Here is a 12,248-nt window from a genome sequence, read left to right on the forward strand (position 1 = left end):
GCGCGCTATCCCTCTCAAGCATCCACCTTGCGCGGCCCCGGCACCCGTGGCCGGCGCAGGGCGATGCCGTGGCGCAGGAAGAACTCCTCCACGCCCTCGGTGGCGTCCGTGTAGAGCGTGCGCTGCGGATGGTCAGCGATGAAACGCGCCATCAGCAGGCGTCCCACACCGCATGACTGGAATCCCGGTAGCACGGCGATTTCCGCCAGCCAGGTGGTCTGTGCCGTTTCGCTCTCGGCCCGCAGCAGGCCGGTGACCTGTTCGCCGTCCTGGACCAGCAGGGTGTAGCTGGAGAATTCGTAGAGCTCGCGTATTTCCTGTGTCGTGCCGGGCGAACCCCAGCCCACCGCGCGATAGAGCGCGGCGATCCCGGCGCACTGCGCATCGCTTAGTGTCGGGTTGTGCAGAATCGTCAGCGCTGTGTCGGTCATGGCATCACTCCTGTCCGGCCTTCCCTTCCTGGGTACGCCTCCAGTCTGCCTCATCGCGGCCACGACCGGCTGATCCAGGGCAGTCAGGCTCCGTGCCGCTGCCGCAGCCATTGCGGGATGCGGCGTTCCAGATAGTAGTCCGGCCGCCCTGGCGAGCCGCCGATGAAGCCGACATGGCCGCCGTGGGCCAGCAGCTCCAGCTCGGTGGAGGCCGAGAGCTCGCCGGCCTGCGGAATGCTCTGCGCGTGGATGAAGGGATCGTCGCTGGACTGGATGACCAGGGTCGGCACGCGGATGCCGCCCAGGTAATAGCGGCTGGACGCCCGTCGATAGTAGTCGTGGACATCGGCGAACCCGTGCAGCGGCGCGGTCACCCGGTCGTCGAAATCCCAGAAGGTACGCATGCCGTCCAGCGGGCCGAGGCGCTCCAGCGCGGCGAGCTTCTCCGCATGGCCGCCGGCGGCGAAGGCCTGGCGCTTGGTCTGCACATAGGCAACCAGCTCGCGCATGAAGTGCGCCTGATAGACCCTGGAGAACCCGATGCCGATGCGGTCGGCGCACTGATCCAGGCGGAACGGCACCGACACCGCCACCGCGCCCTTCAGCGGGCAGCTGTCCGAGGATTCGCCCAGGTGCTTGAGCAGCACGTTGCCACCCAGCGAATAGCCCACCGCATACAGCGGCGCCATGGGCCGTTTGGCGCGGACGTGGGCGATCACCGAGGCAAGGTCCTCGCTGACGCCGGAGTGGTAGCCGCGCGGCAGCAGGTTCGATTCCCCCGAACAGCCCCGCCAGTTCAGCGCCACGCTGGCCCAACCCTGCGCTGCCAGTTGCTGCTGCAGGCCGAGGATGTAGTGCGAGGACGAGGAGCCGGTCAGCCCATGCAGTGCCAGCACCAGCGGCGTATCGGCTTCATGCGGGCCGTGCCAGTCCAGGTCGATGAAGTCACCATCCTCCAGCCACAGTCGCTCGCGGGTGCGGGCAAGGCTCGGCAACTGGCGCAGGAGGGAGCCGTAGAGCGTCTGCAGGTGCGGGCCGGGGAGCCACCAGGCGGGTTTGAACGGGGAGGGTATAGTCATCATGGATCAAATGGGCTGACGAGCTGTGATAGTAACGCCAAGTCGGCCGTGCAATGGATGCCTTGTGCATCCGCCGTCAGGGAAACCCACGCAAAGGAGGGGATGGGATGTGGAAGCAAATCGCGGCGTTGAGCCTGGTATTGTGGCTGGCCGCGTGTGGCGAGCCGGTGCCGCAGGAGCACCGGTCATACGTCGGCTTATGGACTTCACCGGAGATGAGTGCTGGTTACGGCGGACGGCCGTGTTGCCTACAAGCGGATTTCGGGTAGTACTTCAAAGTCCATCGAGGCGCCGATCAAGCGCTACGAGGCCGACGGATTCACCGTGGGGTTCGGCCCGTTCGATACGCACTTCAAGGTCTCCAAACCACCCTACCAGGACGGCAGCCAATGGAAGATGGTGGTTGACGGCGTGGAGCTGGTGCGCACCAGCACCGTCGATGCCGGGAGGTCGATCTGAGCCGGCCTACCAACCGAACTCGTCGGCCAGGTCTTCCGCGCGGCTGGTGTCGCCCAGCAGCTGCGCCAGTTCGCCGATCAGCTCGCGGCGGTAGATCGGGTTGACGCTGTAATCCGCCGCGAAGATGTCCTCGCCGGCTCCGCGCCAGACCCGGGCGAAGGCGGCGAGGCAGGCAGTCATTTGCCACAGATCGTCGAACATCGGCGCGGGGTCCCAGGGGCCGCCATGCTGGTCGAAGAGGATTCGGCCGGTGGAGCACTCGAGAATGAAGGGATCGGCACCCTGGTCTGCCACCACGATCCAGTCCTCGCTCCACCCCGCCAGCCGCTCGCCGGTCAGACCGTGCCAGCGATAGCCGGCCTGCTGTTTCCACAGCTTCGCCAGCGAGGGAAGGAAGAATGGATTGCCGGCGGTATCCAGGTTGCAGTCGCACGGGCCGACTTCACGGTAGAAGCGCTCCAGTTCATCAGGTAGGGCGATGTCACCCGCCCAGTCGCTGGCGGGCTGTTCGAAGCAGCGTTCCTCCAGAGCCAGCAGTTGTTCGCGGATCGAGAGTGGGGAGGTGGTCATCGTTCAGCTTTCCATTGCCGTCGGTTGATAGTGCTGTTTCCCGTCGGAAACTGCTCCAGCGACTCCTCAAGGCTGGAACCGCTGCAATTTCTGCAAAGGTTCAGTCCCTGTTCAGGACTCCTCGCGCTGCCACAACGCGTAGTTCACCGCCCCGGCCTTCTTCTCCCGGTGCAGCCGCCAGTTGGCCGGCAGGCCGAGGCTGGACGGCGCGGCTTCGCTTTCGGTGTAGACCCAGGCGTCCTTGGCCAGCCAGCCACGTTCTTCCAGCAGACGGCAGGCGTTCTGCAGCAGGTCCTGGTGGAAGGGCGGGTCGAGGAATACCAGGTCGAACGGGGCTGGCGGCTGACCCTCCAGGTAGCGCAGGGCGTCGGTCAGCAGGACCTGGCCGCTGGTGCACTGGAGGGTGCCGAGGTGGCCGCGCAGGGCGGTTGCCGCTTCGGCGTTGGTGTCCAGCGCCAGGCCCGCGCTGGCGCCGCGGGACAGGGCTTCGAGGAACAGCGCGCCGCTGCCGGCGAAGGGGTCCAGCACGCGGGCGCCGGGGACGTAGGCGGCCAGCCAGTTGAACAGGGTCTCGCGCACGCGGTCCGGGGTCGGGCGCAGGCCCGGGCCGTCGGGGAAGGCGAAACGCCGGCTGCGCCACTCGCCGCCGATGATGCGCAGCTGGCCCTGGCCGCCGTGGGGACGTTGTGCGGCGCGCGGGGCGCCGCCGGGTCGTTTGCTCATCAGTGCTCCGGTACGCCGGCAGGTTGCGCGGCGGGTTTTTCGGTGGGCGGCGGCAGCGGCTTCTGCGGCACGGTCGGGCCGGTGGTGACGATGACGAAGGCGTTCGGGTCGAGGTGGCGGCGCATGGCCTGCTGCACCTGCTCGACGCTCAGTGCCTGCACCTGGCTGAGGAAGGTTTCCAGGTAGTCCAGCGGCAGGTTGTAGAAGCCAATGGCGCCCAGTTGGCCGACGATGTCGGCGTTGCTCGCGGTGGACAGCGGGAAGCTGCCGGCCAGTTCGCGCTTGGCGTCGTCCAGTTCCTTTTGCGTCGGGCCCTTGTCGAGGTAGTCGCGGACGATGTCCTGGACCAGCTTGAGGGTGCCTTCGCTCATTTCGGCGCGGGTCTGCAGGCCGATGGTGAAGGGCCCGCGCGACTGCATGCCGGTGAATCCGGAGTAGACGCCGTAGGTCAGGCCGCGCTTCTCGCGCACCTGGTCCATCAGCCGGGAGCCGAAGCCGCCACCGCCAAGGATCTGGTTGCCCAGGTAAAGCGCGGCGTAGTCCGGGTCGTCACGGGTGATGCCCAGCTGCGCCAGCATCAGCTGGGTCTGCTTGGACGGGAACTCGATATGGGTGACGCCGGCCTTCGGCGTCTGCGGCTCGGCCGGGGCCGGCAGGGCAGGGCCCTTGGGCAACGACTGGGAGACGCGGTTGGCGATGCTCTCGGCCTGCTCGCGGGTCAGGTCGCCGACCAGCGCGATGACTACGTTGCCGGCGGCGTAGGCCTTCTGGTGGAAGGCGCGCAGCTGGGCGGTGGTGATCTTCGGGATCGACTTCTCGTTACCGTCGCTGGAGTGGGCGTAAGGGTGATCGCCATAAAGCCGCTTGAACAGCTCAAGACCCGCCAGCTTGCCGGGGTTCTGCTTCTGGTACTCGAGGCCCGCCAGCACCTGGTTCTTGATGCGTACCAGGGCGTCCTCGGGGAAGGTCGGCTGGCCGATCACCTGGTCGAACAGCGCCAGCGCGGCGTCGCGCTTGGCCGGCTCGCTCAGGCTGCGCAGGCTGGCCACCGCCATGTCGCGGTAGGAGCCGTTGCCGAAGTTGGCGCCCAGGTCGTCGAAGCCGGCGGCGATGGCACTGGTGTCCTTGCCGGGCACGCCTTCGTTGAGCATGGCGTTGGTCAGCATGGCCAGGCCGTAGGTGTCGCCATCCTGGCTGCTGCCGGCGGCGAAGGTCAGGCGCAGGTCGAACATCGGCAGCTCATGGGCTTCGACGAAGAGCACGCGGGCGCCTTCGGCGGTCTGCCACTGCTGGATGTTCAGCTTGCGGTGGCTGGGGGCCTTGCCGGCGGCTTCGGCGAGGGATTGCAGGCCGGTGGGGGCACTCGCCTCGGGCGCCGGCTTGGCGACCTCGGTATTGGCGGCGGGGCGGGAAACGAAGAGTACCAGTCCGGCGATCAGCAGGATGACGATCAGCCCGACCAGGCCGTAGCGCAGGCCATTGCGTTCACTCATGGCTCGGCTCCTTGTCGGTGGCGACTTCCGGCAGGACCTGGGCGAGGGTCAGGCGGGAGCGGGTGAAATAGGTGCGGGCGGCTTTCTGGATGTCCTCGGCGGTGACTGCCTGCAGGGACTCCAGGTCCTGATCGGCCAGCTTCCAGGACAGGCCGACGCTTTCCAGCTCGCCGATGGTGCTGGCCTGGCTGGCGATGGAGTCGCGCTCGTAGACCAGGCCGGCGATCACCTGGGCGCGCACGCGCTCCAGTTCTTCCTTGCTCGGCGGGGTTTTCTTCAGCTCTTCCAGTTGCTGCCAGAGGGCGGCCTCGACCTGGTCGAGGGTCTTGCCGGTCTGCACGTTGGGTGTCGCGGAGAGGAAGAACAGGCTGTCGCCACGGGCGAAGGCGTCGTAGGAGGCGGATGCACCGGTGACGATTTCCTCGCCACGCTCCAGGCGCGAAGCCAGGCGGGCGCTGTAGCCGCCATCGAGGATCGCCGAGAGCAGGCGCAGGGCGTTGACCTCGCGCGGATTGTCGGTACTGCCCAGGCTCGGCACGTTGAAGCCCATGATCAGGCTCGGCAGCTGGGTGCGCACGTGCAGCGTCAGGCGGCGCTCGCCGGGTTCGGCCAGCTCCAGCGGCTTGCGCGCGGCAGGCAGGTCGCGCTTGGGAATTTCGCCGAAGTACTTTTGCGCGAGGGCTTTCACCTCGTCGCCGCTGACGTCGCCGACCACCACCAGGGTGGCGTTGTTCGGTGCGTACCAGGCCTGGTACCAGTGGCGCAGGTCGTCGATGGTCATGCGCTGCAGGTCAGCCATCCAGCCGATGGTCGGCGTGCGGTAGCCGCTGGCAGGGTAGGCGGCGGCCTTGAAGCGCTCGAAGGCCAGCGAGTTGGGCTTGTCGTCGGTGCGCAGGCGACGCTCCTCCTTGATCACCTCGATTTCGCTGTTGAACTGGTCGGCCGGCAGGGCGAGGTGGGCCATGCGGTCGGCTTCCAGCTCCAGCGCCACCGGCAGGCGGTCGCGGGCCAGCACCTGGTAATAGGCGGTGTAGTCGTCGGTGGTGAAGGCGTTCTCATCTGCGCCGAGTTCGCGTAGCACCAGCGAGGCTTCGCCGGGGCCGAGCTTGCGGCTGCCCTTGAACATCATGTGTTCCAGGGCATGGGACAGGCCGGTGAGGCCGGGCGTCTCGTAGCTGGAGCCGACCTTGTACCAGAGCTGGGAAACCACCACGGGTGCGCGGTGGTCTTCGCGGACCACGACCTTCAGGCCGTTGTCCAGGGTGTATTCGTGGGTGGGCTGTGGGTCTGCGGCAACCGCCATCAGCGGCAGCAACAGGGAACCGAGCAGCAGGCCGGCGTGGCGGCGTGCAGGGGTTTTCATCGTCGAATGAACCTTTCGGGCTATCCGCAGGGTCTATGCAGGCTGGCGGCCAGCCTCTTAACCCCGGCGGGCGAGGAGATGCTAGGATACCCATCCGTTTTCCGGGCGGCCACGTTCAGGGCTTCTCAAAGCTGTTTCGAGGCTTTTTTGCTGCCTGCCTCCGTGGCGTCCCCTAGAGATTCGATCCCTACATGTTTGGTTCCAACGACGACAAGAAGGCCCCGCCCGTCGGGGAAAAGAAAGGACTGTTCAGCTGGTGGCGCAAGAAGCCGCAGGCCGAGGAACAACCCGCCGCCGAAGTCGCGCCGCAGGTTGAACAGCCTGTTGCCGCCGAACCGGTTCCCGCACCCGAGCAGGCGCCTGCCGCCCAGGCCGAGCCGGTAGCCCCGCGCGCCGAGCCGACGCCTGAGCCGACCCCCGAACCGATAGTCGACGTGGTGCCGGCCAGCGTGCCGGTCGAGCCGCCGGTGCAGCCGGAGCCGCAGCCCGCTCCGCAGCCGGTCGTTGCCGAGGCGCCGCAGCCGGCCGTCCAGCCGGTCGAGCCTGCGCCCGTTGCCGCGCCCGCCCAGCCCGAGCCCGTGGCCGTGGTTGAAGCTCCCGCCGTGATCGCACAGCCGGAGCCCGAGCCCGCCCCGCAGCCGGAACCCGAACCGCAAGCCAAGCCTGCCGCGGCCGAACCGGCCAAGCTCGGCTTCTTCGCCCGCCTCAAGCAGGGCCTGTCGAAGACCAGCGCCAGCATCGGCGAGGGCATGGCCAGCCTGTTCCTGGGCAAGAAGGCCATCGACGACGACCTGCTGGACGAACTGGAAACCCGCCTGCTGACCGCCGACGTCGGCGTCGAGGCCACCACCACCATCGTGCAGAACCTGACCAAGCGCGTGGCGCGCAAGGAACTGGCCGACAGCGAGGCGCTGTACAAAGCCCTGCAGGAAGAACTGACCGGCCTGCTGCGTCCCGTGGAACAGCCGCTGGCCATCGAGTCCGGCAAGCAGCCCTATGTGATCCTGGTCGTCGGCGTGAACGGCGTCGGCAAGACCACCACCATCGGCAAGCTGGCTAAGAAGCTGCAGCTGGAAGGCAAGAAGGTCATGCTGGCCGCCGGCGATACCTTCCGTGCCGCTGCCGTTGAGCAACTGCAGGTGTGGGGCGAGCGCAACAACATCGCGGTGATCGCCCAGCACACCGGCGCCGATTCCGCCTCGGTGATCTTCGACGCCGTGCAGGCCGCCAAGGCCCGTGGCATTGACGTGCTGATCGCCGATACCGCCGGTCGCCTGCACACCAAGGACAACCTGATGGAAGAGCTGAAGAAGGTGCGCCGCGTGATCGGCAAGCTGGACGAGACGGCTCCCCACGAAGTCCTGCTGGTGCTCGACGCCGGCACCGGGCAGAACGCCATCAACCAGGCCAAGCAGTTCAACAACGCAGTGGAACTCACGGGCCTCGCCCTGACCAAACTGGACGGCACCGCCAAGGGCGGGGTGATCTTCGCCCTGGCCAAGCAGTTCGGCCTGCCGATCCGCTACATCGGCGTCGGCGAGGGGATCGACGATCTTCGAACCTTCGAGGCCGACGCCTTCGTCCGCGCACTCTTCGAGACCCGGGAGATCGCATGATCCGTTTCGAGCAGGTTGGCAAACGCTATCCCAACGGCCATGTTGGCCTGCACGAGATTTCGTTCCGCGTGCCCCGCGGCGAGATCATGTTCGTCACCGGCCACTCCGGCGCGGGCAAGAGCACCCTGCTGCGCCTGATCCTGGCGATGGAGCGGCCCACCTCCGGCAAGCTGCTGCTCGGCGGGCAGGACGTGTCGCGCATCTCCACCGCGCAGATTCCGTTCCTCCGCCGGCAGATCGGCGTGGTGTTCCAGAACCACCAGCTGCTCAACGACCGCAGCGTGTTCGACAACGTCGCCCTGCCGATGCAGATCCTCGGCCTGCCCAAGCCGGAGATCGCCCGCCGCGTGGAAGAGGCGCTGGAACGGGTAAATCTCAAGGAGAAGGCCCAGGACCTGCCGTCCGACCTCTCCACCGGTCAGCAGCAGCGCGTCGGCATCGCCCGCGCGGTGGTGCACCGCCCGGCCCTGCTGCTCGCCGACGAGCCGACCGGCAACCTCGACCCGCGCCTGGCCTCGGAAATCATGGCCGTATTCGAAGACATCAATCGCCTGGGCACCACCGTGCTGATCGCCAGCCACGACCTGGCGCTGATCGCGCGGATGCGTCACCGGATGATCACCCTGCAGCGCGGCCGCATCATCGCCGACCGCGAGGAGACCGCCTGATGAGCGCCAACGACCTGCCCCACGGCCCGGAAGAGGGCACGCCGCAGCGCAACACCCGCGAGCGCCCGGACGAGCACGAGAACCAGGACCAGAGCGCCTCGCTGGCCGCCTATGTGGAAAACCACCGCGCCAGCCTGGCCGACAGCCTGCACCGTCTGTTCAGCCATCCCTTCGGCAGTTTCTTCACCTGCCTGGTGATGGGCATTACCCTCAGCCTGCCCATGGGCCTGTCGCTGCTGCTGGGCAACGTCGAGCGCCTGGGCGGCTCCTGGCAGCGCGCCGCGCAGATTTCCCTGTTCCTCGACCTGAAGGCCACTGACAGCCAGGGCCAGGACCTGCGCGAACAGATCGAGAAAATGCCCGACGTGATCGAGGCGCAACTGATCAGCCGCGACGATGCGCTGAAAGAGCTGCAGGAACAGTCCGGCCTGGGGGAAGCTCTGAAGGAGCTACCCGACAACCCGCTGCCGGCGGTGATTTCGGTGACTCCCAAGCAGATCGACAAGGCCCAGCTGGATGCCTTGCGTCAACGCCTGTCCGAACTGCCGGGCGTACAACAGGCGCAGCTGGACCTGGTCTGGGTCGAGCGCCTGTCGGCGATCCTCAAGCTGGGCGACCGCTTCGTCTTCGGCCTGACGATCCTGCTGGTGCTGACCCTGCTCCTGGTCATCGGCAACACCATCCGCCTGCACATTGAAAACCGCCGTAACGAAATCGAGGTGATCAAGCTGGTCGGCGGGACGGACGGTTACGTGCGCCGCCCCTTCCTCTATATGGGCGCCTTGTACGGCCTGGGCGCGGGCATCCTGTCCTGGGCGCTGCTGGCCTTCGGCCTGAACTGGCTGAACGACGCGGTGGTCAACCTGGCCGGGCTCTACGGCAGCGACTTCGGCCTGGCCGGGGTGCCGGTGGACGATGGCCTGTCGCTCACCGTCGGCGCCGTGCTGCTGGGCTGGATCGGCGCCTGGCTGGCCGTGGCGCGGCACCTGCGCGAGCTGGCGCCCCGCTGAAACCCCCTGATTTTGCTGGGGTTAAGTGGGTGTAAAGGAACTTTTACACCCGCTTGCAGTCAGATTTCGCAGTGCTACACTGCGCGAGTTTCGTGAATCGGAGGATTCGCATGACCACTTCTCTGCAACCTGTTTATGCCCTGGTTCCCGGTGCAAACCTGGAATCCTATGTGCACTCGGTGAACAGCATTCCGCTGTTGTCGCCGGAGCAGGAGCGCGAACTGGCCGAACGCCTCTTCTATCAGCAAGATCTGGAAGCGGCACGGCAAATGGTTCTGGCGCACCTGCGCTTCGTCGTGCACATCGCCCGGAGTTATTCCGGGTACGGCCTGGCTCAGGCCGATCTGATCCAGGAAGGCAACGTCGGCCTGATGAAGGCCGTGAAGCGCTTCAACCCGGAAATGGGTGTGCGCCTGGTGTCGTTCGCCGTCCATTGGATCAAGGCGGAAATCCATGAGTTCATCCTGCGTAACTGGCGGATCGTGAAAGTCGCGACCACCAAGGCGCAGCGCAAGCTGTTCTTCAACCTGCGCAGCCAGAAGAAGCGTCTGGCCTGGCTGAGCAACGACGAAGTGAACAGCGTCGCCGAAAGCCTGGGCGTCGAAGCCCGCGAAGTCCGCGAGATGGAAAGCCGTCTCACCGGGCAGGACATGGCCTTCGACCCGGCGGCCGATGCCGACGACGAAAGTGCCTACCAGTCTCCGGCGCATTACCTGGAAGACCATCGCTACGACCCGGCGCGCCAGCTGGAGGAAGCGGACTGGAGCGATAGCTCCACCGCCAGCCTGCACGAGGCGCTGGAAGGCCTGGACGAACGCAGTCGCGACATCCTCTACCAGCGTTGGCTGGCCGAGGAGAAGGCGACGCTGCACGACCTGGCGGCCAAGTACAACGTGTCCGCCGAGCGCATCCGGCAGTTGGAAAAGAACGCGATGAACAAACTCAAGGGTCGCATCGAAGCCTGACGGGTTTCGGCGCGCCCCGGCGAGTCCGAGAACCGCACCCCTGGTGCGGTTTTTTTCTGCCCGCGCAACCGGAGAACTCCATGCCGCGCATTCGCCCCGCCTACGGGATGTTCTTCCTGGTCATCGCCGTGCTGGCCTTCGCCCTGGGCTCGTGGGTCGCGCGCACCTCGGCGCCACCCAAGCCGCCGCATTGGTTCGGCGAGTGGAAGGAGAAGGTGTTCGCGCCGCTGGCCGATGGTCGCCTGACCCTGGGCGAGGTCCAGGCGCTGCTGCCGGGCGAGCTCTGGCTGACCGCCAGCCAGGACGGGCCGCAACTGAACTATCGCGGCCAGTTGCATGCCGACGAAGGGCTCTGGCACGTCGAGGCGGAGTTGCAGCTGAGCCCTGGCGAACATGACAGCCTGGCCAAGGCCACCGGCATGCAACCCGACAGCAAGGACCAGCCGTTAAGCACCGAGCTGATGCGTCAGCTGGAAAGCAAGCCGGTGGCGGAACTGGCGCTGGCGCCGCAGGAAGAACTGGCCGTCGGACGCCTGGCGGTCAGTCTGGGCGATCCCAAACTGCGCCTGCAGACCGATGCCGGCGAAGCCTGGGTCTACCCCGAACGGGGTCTGACCTTGCTGCACAAGGATGGCCTGCTGCAATGGCTGCGTGTGGTGCCGCGCAGCACCTTCGAGAAGACCCGGCCGCATTGAGTCGCTGGACAAGACCGTCCGGCGCTGGAAGGGTTTACAGTCGGCCGAGGTAGTCGTCACCGCCCAGTTGCCACATCTGCTGGCGAATCCAGGCGGCGCGCTGGCGCACGTAGGCGCCGGGGTGGCTGGCGCTCCATTTGCGCGGGTTGGGGAGCACGGCGGCCAGCAGGCTCGCCTGCTGGCGTGACAGCCGCTGGGCGTCGACGCCGAAGTGATGGCGCGCGGCGGCCTGGGCGCCGAACACCCCGGAGTCCCACTCCACGCTGTTCAGGTAAACCTCGAGAATCCGCTGCTTGGGCCAGAAGGTCTCGATCAGCAGGGTGAACCAGGCCTCGAAACCCTTGCGAATCCAACTGCGTCCGGACCAGAGGAAGACGTTCTTCGCCACCTGCTGGCTGATGGTGCTGGCACCCCGCACGCTGCCGCCGTGCCCGTTATGGGCCAGTGCCTGCTGGATCGCCGGCAGGTCGAAGCCATGGTGGTCGGCGAATTTCTGGTCCTCGCCGGCAATTACCGCGATCTTCAGGTCTTCCGGCAGTTCGTCCCAGGAGCGCCAACTGCGCTGCAGGTCGATCGGTTCGCCGTCGAACCAGGACTCGATCTTGCGTTCCACCATCAGCATGCTGCCCGGTGGCGGCACCCAGCGCAGGACGATGACCAGCGCCACGCTGATGGCGACGAACCAGAGCGCAATCTTGAGCAGGCGGCGGAGCAGCTTGGGCATTTAGGGTCTATTACCGTTTTGGCTTTGCCGGGACGGATGAGCGGGCCATTATAGCGGCACTCATCTGCCTGGAGCTTTCGCATGCTGCGCATCTTCCTCATGCTTGCCGCCTTTTTTGGCTTCACCGGCGTGGCCCTTGGTGCTTTTGCCGCCCACGGCCTGAAAAGTCGCCTGACGCCGGAGTACCTGGCGGTGTTCCAGACCGGCGTTCACTACCAGATGCTGCACGCCCTGGCCCTGCTGGGCGTGGCGCTGCTCTCGGTGCAGGTCGGCGGCGCGCTGGTGAAATGGGCTGGCTGGGCCTTCGTCGCCGGTATCCTGCTGTTTTCCGGCAGCCTTTACCTGCTGACCCTGGCGGGCTTGAGTGTGGGTATCGTCACGCCGATCGGCGGCCTGTTCTTCCTCATCGGCTGGTCGCTGCTGCTGGCCGCGGCCGCGCGCCTGGGCTGACC

The 12,248-nt window shown here is 66.7% G+C and carries 14 protein-coding genes; 7 read left to right on the forward strand and 7 right to left on the reverse strand.

The window, feature by feature from the left end:
- Positions 1-14: 14 nt before the first annotated feature.
- Entirely contained in the window at positions 15-431 is a 417-nt protein-coding gene (locus O6P39_RS01740; protein WP_275609769.1) for a GNAT family N-acetyltransferase, read from the reverse strand.
- Positions 432-514: 83 nt separating this feature from the next.
- On the reverse strand, positions 515-1,510 hold the full coding sequence (locus O6P39_RS01745) for a hydrolase (protein WP_275609770.1): 996 nt from the start codon (positions 1,508-1,510) through the stop codon (positions 515-517).
- A 219-nt stretch (positions 1,511-1,729) separates the two neighbouring features.
- On the opposite strand from O6P39_RS01745, the gene O6P39_RS01750 reads away from it, so the two are divergent.
- Complete coding sequence (locus O6P39_RS01750; protein ID WP_275609771.1) at positions 1,730-1,969, forward strand: hypothetical protein; 240 nt, start codon at positions 1,730-1,732, stop codon at positions 1,967-1,969.
- A gap of 6 nt (positions 1,970-1,975) precedes the next feature.
- Here O6P39_RS01750 and O6P39_RS01755 read toward each other — a convergent pair whose 3' ends face one another.
- The 4 genes from O6P39_RS01755 to O6P39_RS01770 all read right to left on the reverse strand — a co-directional run bounded on the left by O6P39_RS01755 (position 1,976) and on the right by O6P39_RS01770 (position 6,118).
- Positions 1,976-2,539, reverse strand: coding sequence for a hypothetical protein (locus O6P39_RS01755; RefSeq protein ID WP_275609772.1), 564 nt, complete (start codon positions 2,537-2,539; stop codon positions 1,976-1,978).
- 111 nt (positions 2,540-2,650) lie between these two features.
- Complete coding sequence (gene rsmD / locus O6P39_RS01760; RefSeq protein ID WP_275609773.1) at positions 2,651-3,262, reverse strand: 16S rRNA (guanine(966)-N(2))-methyltransferase RsmD; 612 nt, start codon at positions 3,260-3,262, stop codon at positions 2,651-2,653.
- Positions 3,262-4,755: a pitrilysin family protein gene (locus O6P39_RS01765; RefSeq protein ID WP_275609774.1), complete on the reverse strand. Its 1,494-nt coding sequence runs from the start codon at positions 4,753-4,755 to the stop codon at positions 3,262-3,264. Before O6P39_RS01765 ends, rsmD begins: the two co-directional genes overlap by 1 nt.
- Positions 4,748-6,118 carry a pitrilysin family protein gene (locus tag O6P39_RS01770; RefSeq protein ID WP_275609775.1) on the reverse strand — a complete coding sequence of 457 codons (1,371 nt, stop codon included), beginning with the start codon at positions 6,116-6,118 and terminating at the stop codon, positions 4,748-4,750. The genes O6P39_RS01765 and O6P39_RS01770 overlap by 8 nt, the downstream gene beginning before the upstream one ends.
- Before the next feature lie 191 nt (positions 6,119-6,309).
- Between O6P39_RS01770 and ftsY the strand changes: the two genes are divergently transcribed.
- The 5 genes from ftsY (at position 6,310) to O6P39_RS01795 (ending at position 11,072) form a co-directional block, all read left to right on the forward strand.
- Complete coding sequence (ftsY, locus tag O6P39_RS01775) at positions 6,310-7,734, forward strand: signal recognition particle-docking protein FtsY (protein ID WP_275609776.1); 1,425 nt, start codon at positions 6,310-6,312, stop codon at positions 7,732-7,734.
- Positions 7,731-8,402, forward strand: coding sequence for a cell division ATP-binding protein FtsE (ftsE, locus tag O6P39_RS01780; protein ID WP_275609777.1), 672 nt, complete (start codon positions 7,731-7,733; stop codon positions 8,400-8,402). The genes ftsY and ftsE overlap by 4 nt, the downstream gene beginning before the upstream one ends.
- Positions 8,402-9,412, forward strand: a complete 1,011-nt coding sequence (gene ftsX / locus O6P39_RS01785) for a permease-like cell division protein FtsX (protein WP_275609778.1) — start codon at positions 8,402-8,404, stop codon at positions 9,410-9,412. The genes ftsE and ftsX overlap by 1 nt, the downstream gene beginning before the upstream one ends.
- 110 nt (positions 9,413-9,522) lie before the next feature.
- Complete coding sequence (gene rpoH / locus O6P39_RS01790; RefSeq protein ID WP_207887093.1) at positions 9,523-10,377, forward strand: RNA polymerase sigma factor RpoH; 855 nt, start codon at positions 9,523-9,525, stop codon at positions 10,375-10,377.
- Positions 10,378-10,457: 80 nt separating this feature from the next.
- Entirely contained in the window at positions 10,458-11,072 is a 615-nt protein-coding gene (locus O6P39_RS01795; RefSeq protein ID WP_275609779.1) for a hypothetical protein, read from the forward strand.
- Between the two features lie 34 nt (positions 11,073-11,106).
- Here O6P39_RS01795 and mtgA read toward each other — a convergent pair whose 3' ends face one another.
- Positions 11,107-11,796 (reverse strand): monofunctional biosynthetic peptidoglycan transglycosylase, encoded by a 690-nt coding sequence (mtgA, locus tag O6P39_RS01800; RefSeq protein ID WP_275609780.1) that lies wholly within the window; start codon positions 11,794-11,796, stop codon positions 11,107-11,109.
- Between the two features lie 81 nt (positions 11,797-11,877).
- Between mtgA and O6P39_RS01805 the strand changes: the two genes are divergently transcribed.
- Positions 11,878-12,246, forward strand: coding sequence for a DUF423 domain-containing protein (locus O6P39_RS01805; protein ID WP_275609781.1), 369 nt, complete (start codon positions 11,878-11,880; stop codon positions 12,244-12,246).
- Positions 12,247-12,248: the final 2 nt, after the last annotated feature.

It is taken from the genome of Pseudomonas sp. PSE14 (assembly GCF_029203285.1).
Classification (GTDB): domain Bacteria; phylum Pseudomonadota; class Gammaproteobacteria; order Pseudomonadales; family Pseudomonadaceae; genus Pseudomonas.

Bases quoted from the DNA above. Each gene is read 5' to 3' on its own strand.
- O6P39_RS01805 (WP_275609781.1), top strand. From the start codon at position 11,878: ATGCTGCGCATCTTCCTCATGCTTGCCGCCTTTTTTGGCTTCACCGGC.
- O6P39_RS01755 (WP_275609772.1), bottom strand. From the start codon at position 2,539: ATGACCACCTCCCCACTCTCGATCCGCGAACAACTGCTGGCTCTGGAG.
- O6P39_RS01795 (WP_275609779.1), top strand. From the start codon at position 10,458: ATGCCGCGCATTCGCCCCGCCTACGGGATGTTCTTCCTGGTCATCGCC.
- rsmD (WP_275609773.1), bottom strand. From the start codon at position 3,262: ATGAGCAAACGACCCGGCGGCGCCCCGCGCGCCGCACAACGTCCCCAC.
- O6P39_RS01765 (WP_275609774.1), bottom strand. From the start codon at position 4,755: ATGAGTGAACGCAATGGCCTGCGCTACGGCCTGGTCGGGCTGATCGTC.
- ftsY (WP_275609776.1), top strand. From the start codon at position 6,310: ATGTTTGGTTCCAACGACGACAAGAAGGCCCCGCCCGTCGGGGAAAAG.
- O6P39_RS01770 (WP_275609775.1), bottom strand. From the start codon at position 6,118: ATGAAAACCCCTGCACGCCGCCACGCCGGCCTGCTGCTCGGTTCCCTG.
- O6P39_RS01740 (WP_275609769.1), bottom strand. From the start codon at position 431: ATGACCGACACAGCGCTGACGATTCTGCACAACCCGACACTAAGCGAT.
- ftsX (WP_275609778.1), top strand. From the start codon at position 8,402: ATGAGCGCCAACGACCTGCCCCACGGCCCGGAAGAGGGCACGCCGCAG.
- rpoH (WP_207887093.1), top strand. From the start codon at position 9,523: ATGACCACTTCTCTGCAACCTGTTTATGCCCTGGTTCCCGGTGCAAAC.
- mtgA (WP_275609780.1), bottom strand. From the start codon at position 11,796: ATGCCCAAGCTGCTCCGCCGCCTGCTCAAGATTGCGCTCTGGTTCGTC.
- O6P39_RS01745 (WP_275609770.1), bottom strand. From the start codon at position 1,510: ATGACTATACCCTCCCCGTTCAAACCCGCCTGGTGGCTCCCCGGCCCG.
- ftsE (WP_275609777.1), top strand. From the start codon at position 7,731: ATGATCCGTTTCGAGCAGGTTGGCAAACGCTATCCCAACGGCCATGTT.